This window comes from Erythrobacter sp. JB1-7 (assembly GCF_057365015.1).
Genome location: NZ_CP200291.1, coordinates 2,429,925 through 2,449,587 on the forward strand (window position 1 = coordinate 2,429,925; position 19,663 = coordinate 2,449,587).

The window sequence follows — 19,663 nt, forward strand, 5'->3', positions numbered from 1 at the left end:
CACTGGAAAAGCATGAGTTTGCTGGTATCGTGAGTGCGACGCCGGAGAAACTTGCAAAAATTTGCATAAATCTATCGATTGGGAGAATGTGATGCTGGCTCGTGTGACAAAGGCGGCCTGGATTGCCGTGTTGGTAATGGCCGCTGCGGTGCCTTTGCGCGCAGAACCTGTTCAGGAAACATCGCCCGACGGCCGAATTGCAGTCGAGATATCTGACCAAGGCGGTCTGGCAACCTACACAGTTTCGTTTGATGGCGAAGTTGTGATGGAACCTGCGCGTCTCGGCCTATTGTTTGCCGATCACCATGGCTTTGAAAATGACCTAAAGATCACCAGCCATACGCGGAACCGGGTTGATCAGTCATGGGAGCAACCATGGGGTGAGCGCCGGATCGTGCGCGATCATCACCGAGAAGTGGCGGTAACTTTCGGGTCTCAAAAAGGACCTGAGCGGCGCATGATTGTCCGCTTTCGTCTGTTCGATACCGGAATTGGTTTCCGCTATGAGCTGCCTGAGCAAGACGCTTTGCAAGGCGATATTCGTATTTCGGACGAGCTGACCCAGTTCAACATCGGGACGCAGGCAGACAGCTGGTGGACACCTGCGAGGCAGTTTAATCGATACGAATACATCTATCGAAAAGGCAAAGCGGGCATCGTGGATGACGCGCACACGCCAGTGACCTTTCGCCAGCCAAAAGGCGTGCATATCTCAATTCATGAAGCCGCTTTGGTGGATTATTCCGCCATGTCGCTTTTGGCGCTTAGGCCTGGCAGTTTCGAGGCGCGCCTGCGCGAAGGTGCAGACGGGGTGAAAGTGCACACGGCGGCTCCGTTCAAAAGCCCGTGGCGCACAATTCAGATTGCGCCTGATGCCAAGGGGCTTATCAATTCGGACATTGTTCTGAACCTTAATGAATCCAATGCGCTGGGCGATGTTTCGTGGGTTGAGCCGGGCAAATATATCGGCATCTGGTGGGCCATGCACATCAACGAGCGCACCTGGGGCAACGATGGCATTCACGGTGCGAACAATGATGATGTAAAACGCTATATCGACTTTGCAGCTGAGCACGGTTTTTCCGGGGTGCTCGTTGAAGGTTGGAACATTGGCTGGGACGGCGATTGGTTCAATAATGGCGAATTGTTTGATTTCACCCAGAGCTATCCAGATTTTGATTTGCCGATGCTCAGCCGATATGCGGCTGAAAAAGGCGTGCGCATAATCGGTCACCATGAAACCAGCGGAAATGTTGCCAATTACGAGGCGCAGATGGAAGCCGCCTTTGATCTTTACGCCGCCAATGGCGTGCGCGAGGTTAAGACGGGATATGTCGCGGATGCAGGCGATATTGTGCGCTATGATGACGAAGGCGTGAAGCAATATGAATGGCACGACAGCCAGTTTATGGTCGGTCATCACCTGCGAGCGGTCAAAGCAGCCGCTAAACGCAAGATTTCCATCAATGCGCATGAGCCAGTCAAAGACACAGGATTGCGGCGGACCTATCCCAATTGGATGACGCGGGAAGGGGTTCGCGGGATGGAGTTCAACGCATGGGGATCACCGCCCAATCCAACCGAGCATATCCCGGTGATCGCGTTCACCCGAATGCTATCAGGCCCGGCAGATTACACACCGGGTATCTTTGACCTGCGCCCCAATGAACGCCCCCCTGTGCGCGAAGATATGCAGCGCGGTGACCCTTCCAATCGCCCGCAAACAACATTGGCCAAGCAGCTGGCGTTGTATGTGGTGTTGTATTCGCCGTTGCAGATGGCGGCTGATCTGCCTGAAAACTATGAAGCGCGTATGGATGCGTTTCAGTTTATCAAAGACGTGGAGGCGGACTGGGAAGAAACCGTTGCGATTGCAGGCGAAGTTGGCGAATATGTTGCCATTGCGCGCAAAGGCCGCGCTGGTGGTGAATGGTTCTTGGGCGCCGTCACCGATGGCCGGGCGCGTGAAATGTCGTTACCTTTGGATTTTCTTGATGAGGGTAAGAGCTACACAGCGCAAGTTTACCGCGATGGTGATGATGCGCATTGGGACACCAATCCCAATGCCTTGGTGATTGAGGAAATCGCTGTAACCAGTACCGACAGTCTTGATGTAAGTCTCGCAGCTTCGGGCGGTGTGGCCGTGCGCTTTATCGAGCAGTGACGGATTTGATGTGAGCGATAACTTCTGCCTCGCTCACTACATCAGCGTATTTCGCTTCCATATCAAACAGGTTTGCTTGGTGCGGATCTTCATGCCGATCTCCAACGGCCTCTCGCACCACCGTCGTGATAAAGCCATGCGACATGCTGTCGACGCAAGTCGCGCGGATACAGCCGCTGGTGGTGAGACCTGTCAGGATCACATTATCAATGCTCATAACTGTTAAAGTTGAAGCGAGCGACGTGCCGAAAAAGGCGCTGGGATATTGCTTGGAAATAATAAGTTCGTGAGCGGCCGGCTCCAATCCTTTGGGCCATGCGCCCATGGGAGAGCCTTTTAAAAAATATCGCAAGGGTTTGGCTTTTTCATAGAACCGTCCGCCGTCAACCGCGCTTTGGTGATAGACAACATTGGTTAGGATGACCGGAATACCGGACTCGTGTGCCACTTCGCGCACCCGCAATGCCGATGCCAGAGTGTTGTCAACATCGGCATACAAATCGCATTCGGGATCAAAATATCCCTCAACAAAATCGATGAGAAGCAATGCTGGTTTTTTGCCAAAGCCTGCTTTTTGGCCATAGGCAGCTGCGTAATTGGTATTGAGATCGTTCATGCCCATTGCTTATGCCCGAACACAGTGCAGCTCAAGCGGGGTGATATGCGCGCTGTCCGGCAGTCGGACAGTTAAGTGCTGACTTGCCAGTCGGACCCGCACCGCGCATAGCGCCAGCGGTGAGTGAGAAACGACGATATGCGATAATCGGCTGCGGCATGATGGGCCGCGAGCATATGGCCAATCTTGCGCTGATCGACGGTGCACAATTGGTCGCAATCGCTGATCCCGATGCAGGATCACGCAAAGCTGCTGAGGCGTTGGCGAGCAAGCTTGGGCAAGATGTCGCGGTGTTTGCAGACAACGCCCGAATGCTTGCTGATACTACCCCCGATGCTGTTATTATCGCCGCACCCAATTACGCCCATTTTGGCCTTGTGCAGCCGGTGATGGAAATGGGCGCAGGTATTCTGCTTGAAAAGCCAATGTGTACAGATGTCGCGGATGCACTCACTTTGGCCGCAGCCGCTCGTGATTACGCCAACCTGTTCTGGGTGGGGCTGGAATATCGGTATATGCCGCCTGTCACCCGATTTATCGAGCGCGTGCATGCCGGCGAGGCGGGTGATGTAAAAATGCTCGCCATTCGCGAACACCGCTTTCCGTTCCTAGAAAAGGTGGGCGACTGGAACCGCTTCAATCGGAACACCGGGGGCACTCTGGTGGAAAAATGCTGCCATTTTTTCGACCTTATGCGTCATATCCTGCGCGATGAACCTTGCCGCGTTTTTGCAAGCGGCGGGCAGGATGTGAACCACCTCGATGAACGCTATCTTGGCGAGACACCCGACATCATCGACAACGCCTTTGTTACTGTTGATTTCGCAGGCGGCGCGCGCGCAATGCTTGATTTGTGCATGTTCGCAGAAGGGGCAGAGCAGCAGGAAGAGATCAGCGCGGTCGGGGACAGGGGCAAGCTTGAGGTTAAATTGCCTGCAAGCGAGATCATCTGGGCACAGCGGGCGGGGCAAGTCGATGGTAACGGCCAGCGCATCCACGGGCGACCGGGCTTTGAGGTAGAGCCCGTCTCGACGCCCAAGGACGCTCTTGCCGCCGGATCGCATCACGGCGCGACCTTTTTCCAGCAGCGCGATTTTCATGATGCGCTTGTGAACGGAACAGCGCCGCTTATCACCGCGCAAGACGGCTATCGCTCTGTTGTGATGGGTGCAGCTGCGCAGCAAAGCATCGCCACGGGCGAGCCTGTAACCATAGATTTTAAAGATGAGGATTGATCGACGTGCCTGACACCATGCCCCGCATTGGCTTTGGCCTGTGGAAGATCCCGCGCGAGGATACCGCTGATGCCGTTTTCGAAGCGGTTCGTGCAGGCTATCGCCATTTCGACAGCGCTGCCGATTACGGAAATGAGGCTGAAACCGGCGAAGGTTTGACGCGGGCCATCGCCGAAGGTCTGGTTGCGCGTGAGGAGCTGTGGATCACCTCAAAACTGTGGAACACCTTTCACGCGCCAGAGCATGTTGAAGAAGCATGCCGAAACTCAATGGCCGATTTGCAGCTTGATTACCTTGATCTTTATCTGATCCACTTTCCTATCCCGCTCGAATATGTGCCAATTGAAACGCGCTATCCGCCCGAATGGCTGTTTGACCCGGATGCGCCCAAGCCGCAGATGAAGCCGGCGCGTGTGCCGCTCCATCAGACGTGGATGGCGATGGAAGCATTGGTCGACAAGGCCGCCGCGCACCGCATTGGCGTGTGCAATTACAATTCGGCTTTGCTGCATGATCTGATGACCTATGCCGAGGTTAAGCCGGCAATGCTCCAGATCGAAGCGCATCCCTTTTTGACACAGGAGCGGCTGATCCGGCTCGCGGGTAATTACGGGATGGATGTGACAGCGTTTTCGCCTCTGGGTGCGCAAAGCTATTTTGAGCTCAATATGGCCGAGGCTGGAGAAAGTTTGCTGGGTGCGGCACCCGTCATGGTCGCAGCACAGGCGCATGGCAAAACCCCCGCGCAGGTTCTGCTGCGCTGGGGCGTGCAACGCGGCACGGCGGTCATCCCGAAAACTACCAAGCCTGAGCGGATGCGCGAAAATCTTGATATCGATGATTTTGAGCTGTCAGCGGTGGAAATGGCGGCGATCTCGTCGCTCAATCAGAACCGCCGGTTTAACGATCCGGGCACCTTTGCAGAGGAAGCGTTCGGCGCGTTTCACCCAATCTATGACTGATTTCCCGCATGTGATCGCAGGTGAAGGTTCGCTGGTGGAATACTTTGCCGATGGCCAGGCCGGCGTGGGAGCGCGTTTGGCTGACCATGGCGCAGTGCTGCTGCGCGGCTTTTGCGTGCCCGATGCGCATGCCTTTGACGCGGCAGTCAAGGCGTATGGTAAGCCCGGCTTTACTTACGAAGATCTCGCTTAGCAATGCGGTGCGCACGAATATCACTGCGCGTGTTTTCACCGCCAATGAAGCGCCGCCTCATACCGAGATTTTCCTCCATCACGAAATGGCGCAAACGCCGATCTATCCATCGGCGCTGTTCTTTTATTGTGAAATCGCACCAGACGAGGGCGGTGCTACGCCCTTGTGCCGATCTGACTGGGTTTGGGAGCGCTTGGTGATTGAAGCGCCAGCTTTTGCCGCGCGGCTTGAGGCAGAAGGCGTGCGCTACACAAATGTCATGCCGGGTGATGATGATGCGGGGTCAGGGCAGGGGCGGTCCTGGAAAAGCACTTTGAACAGCATAGCTCCCGAAGCGGCTGAGGCGCGGTTGGCACAGCTTGGCTATTCTTGGGAATGGCGAAAAGATGGATCCCTGCGCGCAACCACGCCCGTTCTGCCAGCAGTCCGCGAAATTGGCGGTGGCAGGCGCAGCTTCTTTAATCAGCTTATCGCCGCGTTTCGAGGGTGGTCAGACAGCCGCAATGACCCTGGCAAAGCGATCACTTTTGGCAGCGGCAAACCGATCACGGCAGGGGAGATGGGCCCCGCCATCGCAATCGCCGATGAGCTGACCTATGATCTGCGATGGCAGGCGGGCGATGTCGTTCTGGTCGATAATTTCACCGTGATGCATGGGCGGCGCCCTTTCAAAGGTAAGCGCCGCGTTTTGGCCAGCCTGATCAGCTGAGGGCTGGTCTGCGCGCTGCCATCACCCACGCTGCGATATTGGCAATACCCAGAGCGCTCATCAAAACGAAGAATGCCGTGCTGAAACCCTGAGCATTGGCCGCGCCCAATGGCGAAAACAGCAGATACAGCGCCACCACGCCCGACAGCAGTGTGAACGCCGCTGGCTGGGCGTAGGCCCAAGGCGTCATATCCACCTCGTGCCGCGCGGCTGGCCGATAAAGTTCCGCTCGCGGTGCCCAATATCCGCAGGCCAGCATGATCCCCACCTCAATCACAAACAGGATTGCATATTGGTGGATGAAATGCAGCGTCACAACATCGTCAAACACGAAGCGGAGCAATCCATAAGCGGTCACGTGGAAGACAATCACAAGCTTGGCTCCCAATGCCGGAACGCGCGCGGTGAACAGGCCCATGATGACGATCACGACCGTGGGGATGTTATAGAACCCGGTGAACACCCGTACGATCTGCCACAGCCCTTCCTGTGCAAAGTAGAGCATCGGCGCGGCCACGAATGAGAACAGCGCGATCACCACGCTCGCGATCTTGGCGACTTTCACCAGATGCGCATCGGTGGGCGCTTTGCGGGATGGCGCATAGATATCGAGCGTGAACAAGGTTGCCGCGCTGTTGAGCAGCGAGTTGAACGAGCTGAACACCGCGCCCAGCAGGACCGCCAAAAACACGCCTGCGAGATAAGCCGGCAGCAGATCGGAGACAAGCCGGGGGTAGGCCTCATCAATCGAGGCAAAGCCTGCGCCATACAGATGGAACGCGATGACGCCGGGGATCATCATCATGAACGGCACAAGGATCTTGAAAAACCCCGATGCCAGCACTCCCTTTTGCCCCTCAGCAAAAGAGGCCGCGCCCAATGTCCGCTGGATCACATATTGATTGGTGCACCAGTAGAACAGATTGGCGAAAATCATGCCGGTGAAGATTGTGCCGAACGGCGTGGGGTCGCTGGCAGAACCTATCGCATTCAGTTTTTCGGGGTGATTGGTAGCCAGCCGCTCAAGCCCCTCGCCGAAGCTGCCATCGCCCAGCGCGATCAGGCCCAGAACCGGGATCAGCGATCCGAATATCAAAAGGCCAATCCCATTCAGCGTGTCCGAAACGGCGACCGCGCGCAGCCCGCCAAACACCGAATAGGCCGCGCCGATCAAGCCTATCGTTACCGATGTTATGAGCAGTGCGGGGAACGCGCTCAACCCCGTCAGCGTCGGCACATCGAAGAACTTCATCACCGCCAGGCTGCCCGAATACAGCACCGATGGAATGGTCACGAGGCCGTATCCCAGCATAAACAGCAGCACCGACAATCGCCTGACAGTGGGATCGAACCGTTCGGCCAGAAATTCGGGCAGAGTGGTAAAGGCCCCGGCGAGGTATCGCGGCAGGAAAACGAACGCCATCGCCACGGTCGCGATAGCGGCGGTTACTTCCCACGCCATGCTCGACATATTGTGGCCATAGGCTGATCCATTGAGGCCGATCAGCTGTTCTGCCGATAGATTGGTGAGCAATAGCGACCCGGCGATAAACCCCGCGGTCAGCCCTCTTCCCGCAAGGAAATACCCATCGCGCGTTTCGGTCGTGCCGCGCGTTTTGAGCCAGCTGACCCAGGCGATCACTGCCATAACGACGGCGCAGCTTGCCAGTGTGAAGAGCAGTGAAGCGTCCATCGTTATGCCGCGTTAGCGGCAAGGGATGCCCTGCGTCAAAGCGGGCGGTGCATTGGCGATCTCGTACTAGCGCTGATTGACGAAGTACATACTGCGGGATGGGGGTCTAGGTGGAGGGGGAAGGGGGCTTTGTTCCGGCCCTGCGCTGAATGAGGGTGCAAAGGCCCGGCGCAAAGTTAGCAGGGTTCGGGCATGTAGGAAAATGGCCAAGTCTTTGCCTCGCCGCCGCCCCGCTGCCCCCCGTGGCCACCCCGCCGCCTCCATTGTCATCCCCGCGAAGGGCTCTCCTGAGCTTTGTCGAAGGGCGGGGATCCATGGACTGGCACGCGGTTTTGCAAACATTGCGGTGACAATTAGTGAATTACTTCACGGTTCATTTTACGGCCCCTACTACAAAGCTGTTTTGTGACAGGCTGTTAGCCAAACGGTTGTCTGCCTCGATATGTCTAATGCGACGTCCATCGAGCATCTTGTCATAGTAATCCGGCAACCAACCCAGCCGCTCCGCAATCCCTGTCGTCACCGGATCATTAGTCACCTCAACTGTAATCCGCTTCAACTTCACACCCTCGCCAAAGGTCGCGGCGAGATCGAGCGGGTCTACCTTTTCAACGCTGGTTGGATCATCGAGATCGCCGAACGTCACCAACATCGGATACATATGGCGGCGTCTGCCGGGGCCGGCGGGTTTGTACAAAGGCAGATCGTATTCGCCCTGCATCCGGAGGATTGCCCGGACTTTCTCTTTTGCAGCCCCATCTCCGCGATAGCTTGGTGCCAATAGTGACATCACATTGGAGGCCCAATCTGTCTGGCTTTCAGACCGCAACAGAGCAAACAGCGTGCGACCACCGGGCAAGTCCACAGCCACAGCCTCTCCGCGAGCGCGCATGGTCGCGCGTCCGGGTGAGAGTATAGCGTTCTTGCTTGCCACGCGCGTGGAGACCTCGATCACACTGGAGCCGGTTTTGAGGCCCTCGGGCGTTTCCACCTCGACCTTGAGGCGATAGCGGTATTCGGGCGGTGTGCTCTCAGCACACCCCGCCAGCAGCATCGCAGCCACCAAAGCCCAAAATCCGGCAATCATCCGCATAACCCACGCGCCCTCCTGCTGCGCTCGGAGCGGTAATCGCATGATTTGGTTGCGGTTTGGTATCCAGCGCGCCGCCCTAAAAAGGCGACTGCGGTGGTTGCCTCAATAGAAAACCCGCTCGTGCTGAGCTTGTCGAAGCACCGTCCTTCTTTTTGAGAGCATGGAGCCAAAGCGAAGGATGGCCCTTCGACAGGCTCCGGGCGAGCGGTCGTGGCCCGAAAGTTGGTAGACCTAGACACTCTCCCAAACACCCGCCAAAACACGTCCACGAAACACCCGCGCACCTACGATCCACAAAAAGAGCACCCCACCCACCATGACAGCCTGGCGTTTTGCGGTCGATCGTGGCGGCACTTTTACCGATGTGGTGGCGCTGACGCCGGGTGGCTCTTTGGTCACCGAAAAGCTGCTGTCAGAGCATCCTGGCCAGTATGATGACGCGGCCAGTGAAGGCGTGCGGCGGCTGCTTGCGCGGCACGCAGGGGGCAATGGCGAGGCGCCCATTGCCGAGGTGCGCATTGGAACGACTGTGGCCACCAATGCCCTGCTTGAGCGCAAGGGGGAACGCATCGCGCTCGCCATTACGCGCGGGTTTGCTGATGCCTTGCGGATCGGCACGCAGGCTCGGCCCGAAATCTTTGCGCGCCATATCATTTTGCCAGAGCAATTGCCGGACCGCGTCATCGAAGTGGATGAGCGCGTTGGCGCGGATGGTGAAGTGCTGCGCCCGCTTGATGAGGCCAAGGCGCGTTCCGATTTTGCGCAGCTAAAGGCAGACGGTTTTGACGCTATCGCTATCATCCTGATGCATGGCTGGAAATACCGCGAGCACGAGGCGCGGCTTGCGATAATCGCGCGCGAGCTTGGCTTTGCGCAGGTGAGTGTTAGCCATGAGGTCGCGCCGCTGATCAAACTCGTCCCGCGCGGGGATACGGCGGCGGTGGATGCGTATCTCTCGCCCGTCCTGCGGCGCTATACGGACGGTCTGCAAAAGAGCCTGCCTGAAACAGGCGCGCTCAAATTTATGCAATCCAATGGCGGATTGGCCGAAGTCGGCGCGTTTCGCGGTAAGGATGCGATCCTGTCCGGGCCTGCGGGCGGGGTTGTGGGCATGGTCGCGGCATCCGCGCCGCTTGGCCACACAAAGCTGATCGGGTTTGATATGGGCGGGACCAGCACTGATGTCGCGCATTACGCCGGCGAATTGGAGCTGACAGGCGAAAGCGTGGTCGCAGGCGTGCGCGTTGCCTCGCCCATGATGCAGATCCATACGGTGGCGGCGGGCGGCGGTTCTGTGTGCAGTTTTGATGGCGCGCGGTTCCGTGTGGGTCCGCAAAGCGCGGGGGCCAATCCGGGACCTGCGTGTTATCGCAAGGGCGGCCCGCTGACGGTAACCGATTGCAATCTGTTCCTAGGCCGGATTGACCCTGCGTTTTTCCCGCCTGTGTTTGGTGAGGGCGGGGATGAGCCGCTTGATCCCGATGCCTCGCGCGCCCGGCTGGAGGCGATTGCCGCTGCGCTGCCTGATCCCAAACCGCTGGAAGAAATCGCGGCGGGTTTCCTCGATATTGCGACCGACAATATGGCCAATGCGATCCGCAAAATATCGACCGCGCGCGGTTATGATGTGACGCGTTACGCGCTCGCGTGTTTTGGCGGGGCGGGCGGGCAACATGCGTGCAAAGTGGCTGACGCTTTGGGTATGGAGACGGTGCTGGTCCACCCGCTCGCGAGCATCCTGTCAGCCTATGGGATCGGGATTGCGCCTGTAAAAGCGATCCGCGAAGTTAGCCTTATCCGGCCATTGTCGGACGGATTTGGCGAAGAACTGGCACTGCTTGAAAAAGAGGCATCGGCTGCGCTGGCTGCGCAAGGTATTGAGAGCGCTGAGATAAACCTGGAGCCGCGCGCCCAGCTGCGGTTCGAGGGAAGCGACAGCGCGTTGATGATCCCATGCGGCGATGCCCGGAAAATGGACAGCGAATTTCGCGAACTTCATCGCCTGCGTTTTGGGTATTCCGATGCTCACAAAACAATCATCATTGAGGCGTTGAGCGTCGAAGCAAGCGGCCTGTCAGGCGGGCTGGGGGAAGCGTTCGCGCAGCCTGAGATGGCCCATGGAGAGGCTTTGGGCGCACTCAAAACAATGAAGCGCGCCGCGATGCAGGCAGGGCAAAGGGTGGATGGACCCGCGCTGATTATCGACCCTGGCTCCACGATTGTGGTCGAAGAAGGCTGGCAAGCGCGGCTTGCAGATGAGGGCAGTCTGATCCTGTCGCGCATTGCGGCGGCCAAACACGCGGCGGCAGCGGGCACTGAGGCCGACCCCATCAGGCTGGAGATATTCAACAATCTGTTCATGGCCATCGCCGAGGAAATGGGCGTTGTCCTCCAATCCACCGCGACATCGGTGAATATCAAGGAACGGCTCGATTTCTCCTGCGCTCTGTTTGACCAGGCAGGCGCGCTGATTGCCAATGCGCCGCATATTCCGGTGCATTTGGGATCGATGGGCGATTCCATCGCTCAGGTTATCGAGCAGAGGGGCCCTAGCGAAAACGGGATGCCGCGCGATGGGCGCGGGTTTAAGCGCGGCGATGCCTATGTTTTGAACGATCCCTATCGCGGCGGCACGCATCTGCCTGATGTTACGGTGATTGTGCCTGTGTTTTACTCAGACGCGGGAGAGGCCCCCGACGCATTCGTCGCCGCGCGCGGGCACCATGCCGATATTGGCGGGATCGCACCCGGCTCCATGCCGCCTGATAGCCGCACCATCGACGATGAAGGGGTGCTGATCGACAATGTGCTGATGGTGGATGAGGGGCGCTTTTGCGAAGGCGAAGTGCGGGAAGTGCTTGGCTCCACTGCAAATCCTGCGCGCAATCCGGACCGCAATCTATCCGATCTGCGCGCGCAATTGGCCGCCTGCACGCGCGGTGCGGATTTGCTCACCGGTGTGGTGGCCGATCAGGGGGCGGCGGTGGTGGAGGCCTATATGGGCCACGTCCTCGCCAATGCAGAGGAAAGCGTCCGGCGTCTGATCGACGGGCTCGACGAGGGCGAGTTTGCTTACGCAATGGATAGCGGCGCGTGTGTGAAGGTTGCCATCCGCATAGACCGCGCAGGCCGCAGCGCCGTGTTCGATTTTACCGGTACGTCCGATCAGCGGCCCGACAATTTCAACGCGCCAAGGTCAATAACGCGGGCAGCCTCGCTTTATGTCCTTCGCTCTTTAATCGACGATGCGATTCCGATGAATGACGGGTGCCTGCGCCCTGTGAAACTCGTGGTGCCCGAAGGGTCCATGCTCAACCCCCGGCCCGGAGCGGCCGTGGTCGCGGGCAATGTCGAGACGAGCCAGGTCATCACCGATGCTTTGTTCGCGGCGTGCGGTAAGCTTGCGCCTTCCCAAGGGACGATGAACAATTTCACTTTCGGCAATGATCGGCACCAATATTACGAGACGATCTGCGGCGGGTCGGGCGCAGGGCCGGATCATGACGGCACAGATGCTGTGCAAACGCATATGACCAACAGCCGCCTTACCGATCCGGAGATCCTCGAGACGCGCCTGCCCGTCCGCCTTGATAGCTTTGCGATCCGGCGCGGTTCCGGGGGCGAGGGCGCGCATTCGGGCGGCAATGGCGTGGAGCGGCGCGTGACTTTCCTTGAGGCAATGCGCGCGAATATGCTCGCAAACAGGCGGGCTGTGCCCCCGCGCGGTATTATGGGCGGCGGGGACGCGGCACCGGGCAAAAACTGGGTCGAGCGCAGGGATGGATCGCGCGAGGATTTGAGCGCAAGCGCGTCTGCTGAGATGCAACCGGGGGATACATTTGTGATCCATACGCCCGGCGGCGGCGGTTTCGGGGGAGGATTTGGTGATGGATGAGATGAATTACTGGCCGCTTGCAGGCATCGCGATTGTCGTTGCCGGCTTTGCGCTCAAATTCAATCCGCTGCTGGTGGTGGTCAGCGCGGCTGTTGCGACGGGCGTTCTCGCAGGGCTGGATGTGGTCGCGGTGATCGAGGCTTTGGGAAAGGCTTTCAATGATAACCGCTATATCTCGGTCACTTGGATCATCCTGCCTGTCATTGGCCTACTAGAGCGATACGGCCTGCAACAACGCGCGCGCGGTCTGATCGAGGGGATACGCGGGGCGACGTTTTCAAAGCTGCTGATCATCTATCTCGGCTTTCGCCAGATTACTGCGGCGCTGGGCATGAAAGATATCGGCGGCCATCCCCAAGCGGTGCGTCCTTTGGTGGCGCCCATGGCAGAGGCAGCAGCCGAAACCGCGCATGGCAACCTTCGCGAAAGCGACCGGGAGGAAGTCAAGGCGATGTCAGCTGCGACCGACAATGTCGGGCTGTTCTTTGGCGAGGATATTTTCTTCGCCATCGCATCAATCCTGTTGATCCAGGGCGTGTTTGAAAGCGCAGGCTACCCTCTCACTCCGCTTGAGCTGTCCGTCTGGGCCATCCCAACCGCGATATGCGCGTTCTTCATCCATGGCTGGCGGATCAATGCGCTCGACCGGCGAATTGGCGCGGGCAGGAGTGCGCGGCGATGATCACCTATGAATGGCTCTATATCCTCGCAGGAAGCTTTTTCGCGATCTGGGCGCTGCTCAGCCTTAAAGACAGGCTTTGGGGTAATGCCGGGTTCTGGGGGCTTTTGTCGGCAAGTTTCTTTGCTGGCAGCCATGTTTCCGATCTTGTGAACGGGATCATCGTGCTTGCCATGGTCGCGATTGCGGGGCTGGGCGGGCTGAAGCGCTCCAATCCGGACACCACAGGCGAGGCATCACGGGGCAAGCGCGCAGCGAGCCTTGGCAATAAGCTGTTCGTGCCCGCACTCATCGTGCCTTTTACTGCCGTGGCCGGAACGCTGCTGTATAATTTCACGCCCTTGGGGGAGACGGGCCTGTTTGAAGAACGGCGAGAGACGCTGCTCTTGTTCGGCATTGGCGTTGTCATCGCGCTTATCACTGCGATCATCTGGCTGCGTCCGCCCGCGCTCGCGCCTGCTGAGGAAGGGCGGCGATTGCTCGATTCCATTGGCTGGGCCGCTATCCTTCCGCAAATGCTGGCGGCGCTTGGCGCGGTGTTTGCGCTTGCCGGGGTGGGCGACATTATCGGCGGGGCAGCGGGGAGCGTTATTCCCGAAGGAAGCATCTTCCTCACCGTCGTCGTCTTCGCACTGGGCATGGCGATATTCACGATGATTATGGGCAATGCCTTTGCCGCATTCCCGGTGATGGCGGCGGCCATCGGTATTCCCCTGCTGGTTGAGGGATATGGCGGCGATCCTGCCGTGATCGGAGCGGTCGGTATGCTCGCCGGGTTCTGCGGCACTTTGCTCACGCCTATGGCGGCCAATTTCAACATCGTGCCTGCCGCGCTGCTTGAACTCAAAGACCAGAACGGAGTTATCAAACAGCAAGTGTGGACCGCGATCCCGCTGTGGGTGTGCAATGTTGCGATCATCTATGTGGGGGCGTTTCTGCTGTGGAAATGACCGCCGAAATCGCGGCCAAATTCGCGCAAATCGCGCTGGGTCACGTGGCAAAGCCGTTTCCGTACAAGGACGATCATGTCTTTGATGGTGAGAATGATGCGCGCCTGCCGCAGGCGGCACATCCATGCTTTTTCGGCAGTTTCGATTGGCATTCCTGCGTCCATTCCTGGTGGATGCTGCTCACTCTTCGGCGCCTTTATCCCGATCTGCCGGAGGCGCGCGCGATTGAGGAATTGGCCGATGCGACATTCACAGCGGAAAAGCTTGGCATTGAGCTGGCCTATCTGGACCGTCCATCAGCGCGCGGGTTTGAGCGGCCCTATGGCTGGGGCTGGCTGCTTTACCTCCATCACGAGGCCGCGCGGCACAGCGACAAAGATTGGGGCGACCGCTTGGAACCGCTCGCCCGCGCCTTTGCCGCGCGATTTGGCGATTACCTTTCCATCCTCACCTACCCGATCACGGTCGGCACGCATTTCAACACCAGTTTCGCGCTTGTTCTGGCGCGCGAATGGGCGCAGGCGCGCGATGCGGTGCTGGCCGGCACAATTGATGATTGGGCGCAGCGCGCGTTTGCCGGGCGAAGTGATTATGCCGGATGGGAGCCGGGCGGGGACGAATTTCTCTCTCCCGTTCTCACTGCCGCCTTGCTGATGAGCCGGGTGATGGAGCGCGATCAATTTGCGCCGTGGTTTTCCGCGCTGGTTGTCAGCAATGGCTGGATTGAGCGCGAATGCCGCCCTGTCACAGTATCAGACCGAACAGATGGCAAGATCGCGCATCTTGACGGGCTGAACCTGTCGCGCGCCTGGTGTTTGGCGCAGGTGAGCGCGGCTTTGGGCGATCACTCTGCAACGCCGCACTTGGAGGAACGCGCTCAGATCCATCTCGACGCTGCCATGCCGCATGTCGCAGGCGATTATATGGGTGAGCATTGGCTGGCGAGTTTTGCGACTTTGGCGCTATTGGGGCGGGGGTAGGGCCTAACCGACTAATCGGTACCACGCGGCGGTTTGCCTTTGTATTTCGGCTTTCCCTTATCCTTGTTCTTGGTTCCCTTTTTGGGCTTGCGCGTGACGGGATGGCTGCCATCTGATTTGGAGCCAGCTTTCGCGCCAGTTTTTGCGCCATCTTTTGCGCCAGCTGTTTCAGGGCTTTTCCCGGCATAGGGCTTTTTCTTGAACGGCTTTCCGCCTGCGCGCGGTTTTGCGTCATCATCTTTGCGAAACGGCTTTCCGCCCCGATCATTGGCGCCCCGATCACCGCCGCCTTTACGGAAAGGTTTGGCGCGCGCTCTCGGCCCCCCGCCACCGCTACCGCCGCCATGTTTGCGGTTGTGGCGCGCTTCGATGCGGGGGCCATCGGGGGATTCTTCGATTGCGATCGCGTCTTGCTCATCCTCGCTCGATGCGGTGCGCTGCAAGGTTTCGCTGAATTTGCCCGCAATGGCGCGCGGCACCTGAAACCACGTTTCTTCTGGCCCCACACGGATCGCGCCGATTTCATTGCGAGTGATATGACCCCGACGGCAAATCAACGGGAGCAGCCAGCGCGGCTCAGCGTTTTGGCGGCGGCCAATGCCCATTTTGAACCACACCACATCCTCAAATCCGGGACGATGCCTGTCTGCCTTGGCTTTTTCGCGCGCCTCCGGCGTGTTGGCGAGCAGTTCTTCGGGCTGCGGCATTTTGGCCCGGTGCGCTTTTACCAATGCAGCGGCGATGTCTTCGGCCGGCAAACGCTCCATCAGCTCTGCCGCCAAAGCCCGGTCATCGTCTTCGTATTCTGAGGGCTGGGTCAGCTTTTCCATCAGCCGCGCATGGTCTTTTGTGCTGATCTCCTCGCGCGTGGGCGCGCCCATCCATTGCGCCTCGATCTTGGCTCCGCGCAGCATCCCCTCGGTCCGCCTGCGCCGATTGTATGGCACAAGGATCGCGGCTGTGCCTTTCTTGCCCGCGCGGCCCGTCCGTCCCGAACGGTGCTGCAAAGTTTCAGCATCGCGCGGCGTATCGACATGGATCACAAGGCTGAGCGTTGGCAGATCAAGCCCGCGCGCGGCAACATCGGTTGCCACACACACCCGCGCGCGTTTGTCGCGCAGCGCCTGCAAAGCCTGATTGCGTTCCTGCTGCGAATGCTCACCCGACAGCGCAACGACGCCAAACCCCCGGTTTTGCAGCGTGGCATGCAGCCTGCGCACACTGTCGCGCGTGGCGCAGAAACAGATCGCGGTTTCCGCCTCGTGAAAGCGCAGCAGATTGACAACCGCATTCTCCACCTCGGATGGTGCGATCGTGATGGCCTGATAGCTGATATCGCCATGCCCGCGATCCTTACCCGCAAGCGAGAGGCGCAGGGCATCTGTCTGGTAACGCTGCGCCAGCCGCACAATCGCCTGCGGCATGGTGGCTGAGAAGAGCAAAGTGCGCCGCTGATCGGGCGCTGCATCGAGGATTTCCTCCAGATCATCGCGAAAGCCCATGTCGAGCATTTCGTCCGCTTCATCCAGAACCACGCCGACAAGGCCCGACAAATCGAGCGCGCCGCGCTCCAGATGATCGCGCAATCGGCCCGGCGTGCCCACGACAATCGCCGGCCCGCCGCGCAAAGCGCGCCGTTCCTTGCTCGCATCCATTCCGCCGACACAGGTCGCAATGCGCAAGCCCGCTTTGGCATAGAGCCAGCCAAGCTCGCGGCTAACCTGCAATGCCAGCTCGCGCGTGGGAGCAATGACCAGCGCAAGCGGTTTTTCGGTCAGCGGTGTCCCGCGTATCTCGCCCAGCAATTGGTCCGCCAGGGCTACACCAAAGGCAACCGTCTTGCCCGATCCGGTTTGCGCAGAGACGATCAGGTCGCGTGCATGCGCATCAGGCGCGATGACGGCGGCCTGCACCGGGGTGGGCTGATCATAGCCGCGTTCGGCCAGCGCTTCGCCCAGATGGGCAGGCAGAGTTTCAAAAGACATAGAAGTTCGCTTGGATAGGCGCGCAAAAGGCAGGCGCGGGGGAAGAAAGAGGCATGAGCACGTTGCGCGGAAATTTGCGCGGTGATCACAATTGGCGACGGCGCGGAGCCGAAATCGCCTGCGACATGCGCCATAGCGGGGAAGGGCCGGTTTGGCTTGCGATATTTTTGGCCATTACCTGGGTTGAGACCAAAAAGCTGATGAGCGGGGATGGATCAGGCCAAAGCGCCTCACCCCCGCCCCGATTTGGCGGGGCCATCTATCCAGCTAAACATCTGAAAAAATGGTGGGCGCGGCAAGGATTGAACTTGCGACCCCACCCGTGTGAAGGGTGTGCTCTACCACTGAGCTACGCGCCCGCCTGATGCGCCTGGCTGAGCCAAGCTTTTCAAGGCGAGGCGGGCACTTACTGCGAGTGTCTGCGCTTGGCAAGTCTTGCGAATGGGCGCTTTGCCAAATGGTGTCTTGCAAATTCGTTTGCGCGCGGCTTCGCCCGGTTACGGCGCGAACAACGCTTTCACCATCGCCAGAACGCTGCGGTTGGTCGGTGCGGCTTGCGGGGCGGGGCTGACCGGGCATTCGAGGCAATAGGCCTGAATGCCCCGGCTGCCTGATAGCACTTGCGCATCTGCTGCAATCCGGCGGATCAGCGATTGCTGGCCGATAGCAGCGCGTGCGAACAGGTCTGCGCTGCGCGGCTGCGCACTGGCATCGGCGGTGCTGCCCAAAAGCTGGCGGATGAGCGAATCGTAACTGTCCTGCTGCGCGCCAAGGAATAGCGGGCTCCACGTGTCTTCTTGAATGCCGGCCTTGGTTGCAGTCCATTCCAGCGCATCGGCCAATCCGCCAAACTGATCGATCAGGCCTAATTGGCGAGCGGTGCCGCCATCCCAGACGCGGCCTTGACCAATCTCGTCAGCTTTGGCTTTCGTGATCCCGCGCGCTTTGGCGACGCGTTCCAGAAAATCGTCATAGGTGTTGGTGATGGTCGCCTGAAAGATTGCATCGGTTTCGGGTGTCAGCCCGCCAATGATATCGGGCTGACCCGACAAGGGCGTGGTGCGGAACCCGTCAGTGCTGATGCCGACCTGGTCGGTCGCATTTTCAAAGGTGGGCAGCACGGCAAAAACGCCGATAGAGCCGGTTACCGTTTCGGGCTGGGCAAAGATGCGGTCGCCTGCGGTGGCGACCCAATATCCGCCGCTTGCCGCGACATTGGCAAAGGAGATGGCAACGGGAATATCCTTGGCCTTGTAACGCAGGATCGCGCGGCGGATTTCCTCTGATGCCGTGACAGAGCCGCCGGGTGAGTTCACCCGCACAACGAGCCCTGCCAGATCATCATCAAGCGCCGCATTCAGCACATCGGCAATCCGCGTTCCGCCGGCGGTTCCGGGGCCTGCATCGCCATCAATAATCGTGCCAGCAACAGTGACAACGCCAATCCGTTTGCCGCCTGCATCGGCTGGGTTATCGGCAAGGTAGGGGGCAAGATCGCTTTTCGCGTAAGAGCCGGGAGCTTTGTCAAAGCTGTCCTCGCCCACGATTTCAGCAACGCGCGCGCCAAATTCCACGCTGTCGCCCAGCTTGTCGACAAGCCCCGCGGCCAAAGCGGCCTGCGCAAGATCGCCCGAGGATGCCTCGACCCAGGCGACGGGATCTTTGGTCACGCGGTCCAATTCGAGCGCAGGGCGCGCCTTTTTGACATTGGCTTGCCATTCTTCCCACAAAGCGCCGTAAAGGCTTTCCAGATTTTCGCGCGCGGGGTCTGACAGATTGCTGCGTTCGAACGGTTCGACCGCTGATTTGAACTCGCCCACTTTGTAAATGCGGGCATTGACGTTGAGCTTATCGAGCAGCCCTTCGTAAAATAGGATGCTGCCCCCTGGCCCCGCGATCAGCGCGCCGCCAAGCGGATCAGCCCAAATCTCGCTGGCATGCGAGGCGAGCAGCATGTGATCATCGCCGTAAGCAAGCGCATAGGTGAGCACGGGCTTTTCCGCCGCGCGCACACGGTCCATCGCCTCACCAATGGCTTGCAGATGAACCTGCCCGCCGCCGGCAAAGGTGGACATGTCGATCACCACCGCTTTGATCCGGTTATCGCTGGCCGCTGCATCCAAAGCGCGGATGACATCGCGCGCCTGATGTTCGGTAGGCGGGGCTTCTCCGCTGAGCAATGTGGCGACCGGATCGATCAAGCTGCGCTCTTCAACGATAAAGCCGGACAAGTCGATTTTCAGCGCACCATCGCGCACTGCGCCCGGATTGGGCGATGCGGAAAGGATGCTGAACAAAGCGAGGAAAAACAGGAGCATGAAAAGCAGTACCAGCCCGTCTTTGATCCCGACGAGAACTTTCCAAACCTTACCGACAAATGCCATATGTGCGCTTTCTTGTATTGGGGCCAGGCCACCCCGCGCCCTCCACCCTTCCACCCGGATCGTCACCCGGTAGGATAATCCGGGTGGAAGGGTGGAGGGCGCGGGGTGGCCCGGTGCGCGAACCT

14 protein-coding genes and 1 tRNA gene are annotated in these 19,663 nt (G+C 59.1%); 9 read left to right on the forward strand and 6 right to left on the reverse strand.

Annotation, left to right across the window (positions count from 1 at the left end; genetic code table 11):
* Positions 1-91: 91 nt before the first annotated feature.
* Positions 92-2,164, forward strand: coding sequence for a glycoside hydrolase family 97 protein (locus tag AC0V6W_RS11820; RefSeq protein ID WP_486151603.1), 2,073 nt, complete (start codon positions 92-94; stop codon positions 2,162-2,164).
* Here the strand turns inward: AC0V6W_RS11820 and AC0V6W_RS11825 are convergent.
* Entirely contained in the window at positions 2,151-2,780 is a 630-nt protein-coding gene (locus AC0V6W_RS11825) for an isochorismatase family protein (RefSeq protein ID WP_486150221.1), read from the reverse strand. The genes AC0V6W_RS11820 and AC0V6W_RS11825 overlap by 14 nt on opposite strands.
* Positions 2,781-2,899: 119 nt before the next feature.
* On the opposite strand from AC0V6W_RS11825, the gene AC0V6W_RS11830 reads away from it, so the two are divergent.
* The 4 genes from AC0V6W_RS11830 to AC0V6W_RS11845 are packed head-to-tail and all read left to right on the forward strand — an operon-like array spanning position 2,900 to position 5,879.
* Complete coding sequence (locus tag AC0V6W_RS11830) at positions 2,900-4,015, forward strand: Gfo/Idh/MocA family protein (protein WP_486150223.1); 1,116 nt, start codon at positions 2,900-2,902, stop codon at positions 4,013-4,015.
* Positions 4,016-4,020: 5 nt separating this feature from the next.
* A complete protein-coding gene (locus AC0V6W_RS11835) occupies positions 4,021-4,977 on the forward strand; it encodes an aldo/keto reductase (protein ID WP_486150225.1) in 957 nt (318 codons plus the stop codon).
* Entirely contained in the window at positions 4,970-5,170 is a 201-nt protein-coding gene (locus AC0V6W_RS11840) for a hypothetical protein (RefSeq protein ID WP_486150227.1), read from the forward strand. The genes AC0V6W_RS11835 and AC0V6W_RS11840 overlap by 8 nt, the downstream gene beginning before the upstream one ends.
* A gap of 7 nt (positions 5,171-5,177) precedes the next feature.
* Positions 5,178-5,879: a TauD/TfdA family dioxygenase gene (locus AC0V6W_RS11845; RefSeq protein ID WP_486150229.1), complete on the forward strand. Its 702-nt coding sequence runs from the start codon at positions 5,178-5,180 to the stop codon at positions 5,877-5,879.
* Here AC0V6W_RS11845 and AC0V6W_RS11850 read toward each other — a convergent pair.
* Positions 5,872-7,572 carry a solute:sodium symporter family transporter gene (locus tag AC0V6W_RS11850; protein WP_486150231.1) on the reverse strand — a complete coding sequence of 567 codons (1,701 nt, stop codon included), beginning with the start codon at positions 7,570-7,572 and terminating at the stop codon, positions 5,872-5,874. The two genes, AC0V6W_RS11845 and AC0V6W_RS11850, sit on opposite strands and share 8 nt — an antisense overlap.
* Before the next feature lie 373 nt (positions 7,573-7,945).
* Positions 7,946-8,665, reverse strand: coding sequence for a hypothetical protein (locus tag AC0V6W_RS11855; RefSeq protein ID WP_486150233.1), 720 nt, complete (start codon positions 8,663-8,665; stop codon positions 7,946-7,948).
* Between the two features lie 316 nt (positions 8,666-8,981).
* On the opposite strand from AC0V6W_RS11855, the gene AC0V6W_RS11860 reads away from it, so the two are divergent.
* Genes AC0V6W_RS11860 through AC0V6W_RS11875 form a run of 4 tightly spaced genes read left to right on the forward strand, consistent with a single transcriptional unit; the run spans position 8,982 to position 15,169 of the window.
* Positions 8,982-12,560 carry a hydantoinase B/oxoprolinase family protein gene (locus AC0V6W_RS11860; protein WP_486150235.1) on the forward strand — a complete coding sequence of 1,193 codons (3,579 nt, stop codon included), beginning with the start codon at positions 8,982-8,984 and terminating at the stop codon, positions 12,558-12,560.
* Position 12,561: 1 nt separating this feature from the next.
* Entirely contained in the window at positions 12,562-13,242 is a 681-nt protein-coding gene (locus AC0V6W_RS11865) for a DUF969 domain-containing protein (protein ID WP_486151605.1), read from the forward strand.
* Positions 13,239-14,189 carry a DUF979 domain-containing protein gene (locus AC0V6W_RS11870; protein WP_486150237.1) on the forward strand — a complete coding sequence of 317 codons (951 nt, stop codon included), beginning with the start codon at positions 13,239-13,241 and terminating at the stop codon, positions 14,187-14,189. Before AC0V6W_RS11865 ends, AC0V6W_RS11870 begins: the two co-directional genes overlap by 4 nt.
* The gene (locus tag AC0V6W_RS11875; RefSeq protein WP_486150239.1) at positions 14,186-15,169 is read left to right on the forward strand and encodes a DUF2891 domain-containing protein; all 984 of its coding nucleotides are present in this window, start codon (positions 14,186-14,188) and stop codon (positions 15,167-15,169) included. The genes AC0V6W_RS11870 and AC0V6W_RS11875 overlap by 4 nt, the downstream gene beginning before the upstream one ends.
* Before the next feature lie 11 nt (positions 15,170-15,180).
* On the opposite strand, the gene AC0V6W_RS11880 is transcribed toward AC0V6W_RS11875, so the two are convergent.
* The 3 genes from AC0V6W_RS11880 to sppA form a co-directional block, all read right to left on the reverse strand.
* Complete coding sequence (locus AC0V6W_RS11880; protein WP_486150241.1) at positions 15,181-17,154, reverse strand: DEAD/DEAH box helicase; 1,974 nt, start codon at positions 17,152-17,154, stop codon at positions 15,181-15,183.
* A gap of 284 nt (positions 17,155-17,438) precedes the next feature.
* Positions 17,439-17,513 (reverse strand) — tRNA-Val (locus AC0V6W_RS11885).
* A gap of 138 nt (positions 17,514-17,651) precedes the next feature.
* Complete coding sequence (gene sppA / locus AC0V6W_RS11890; RefSeq protein ID WP_486150243.1) at positions 17,652-19,538, reverse strand: signal peptide peptidase SppA; 1,887 nt, start codon at positions 19,536-19,538, stop codon at positions 17,652-17,654.
* Positions 19,539-19,663 lie beyond the last annotated feature (125 nt).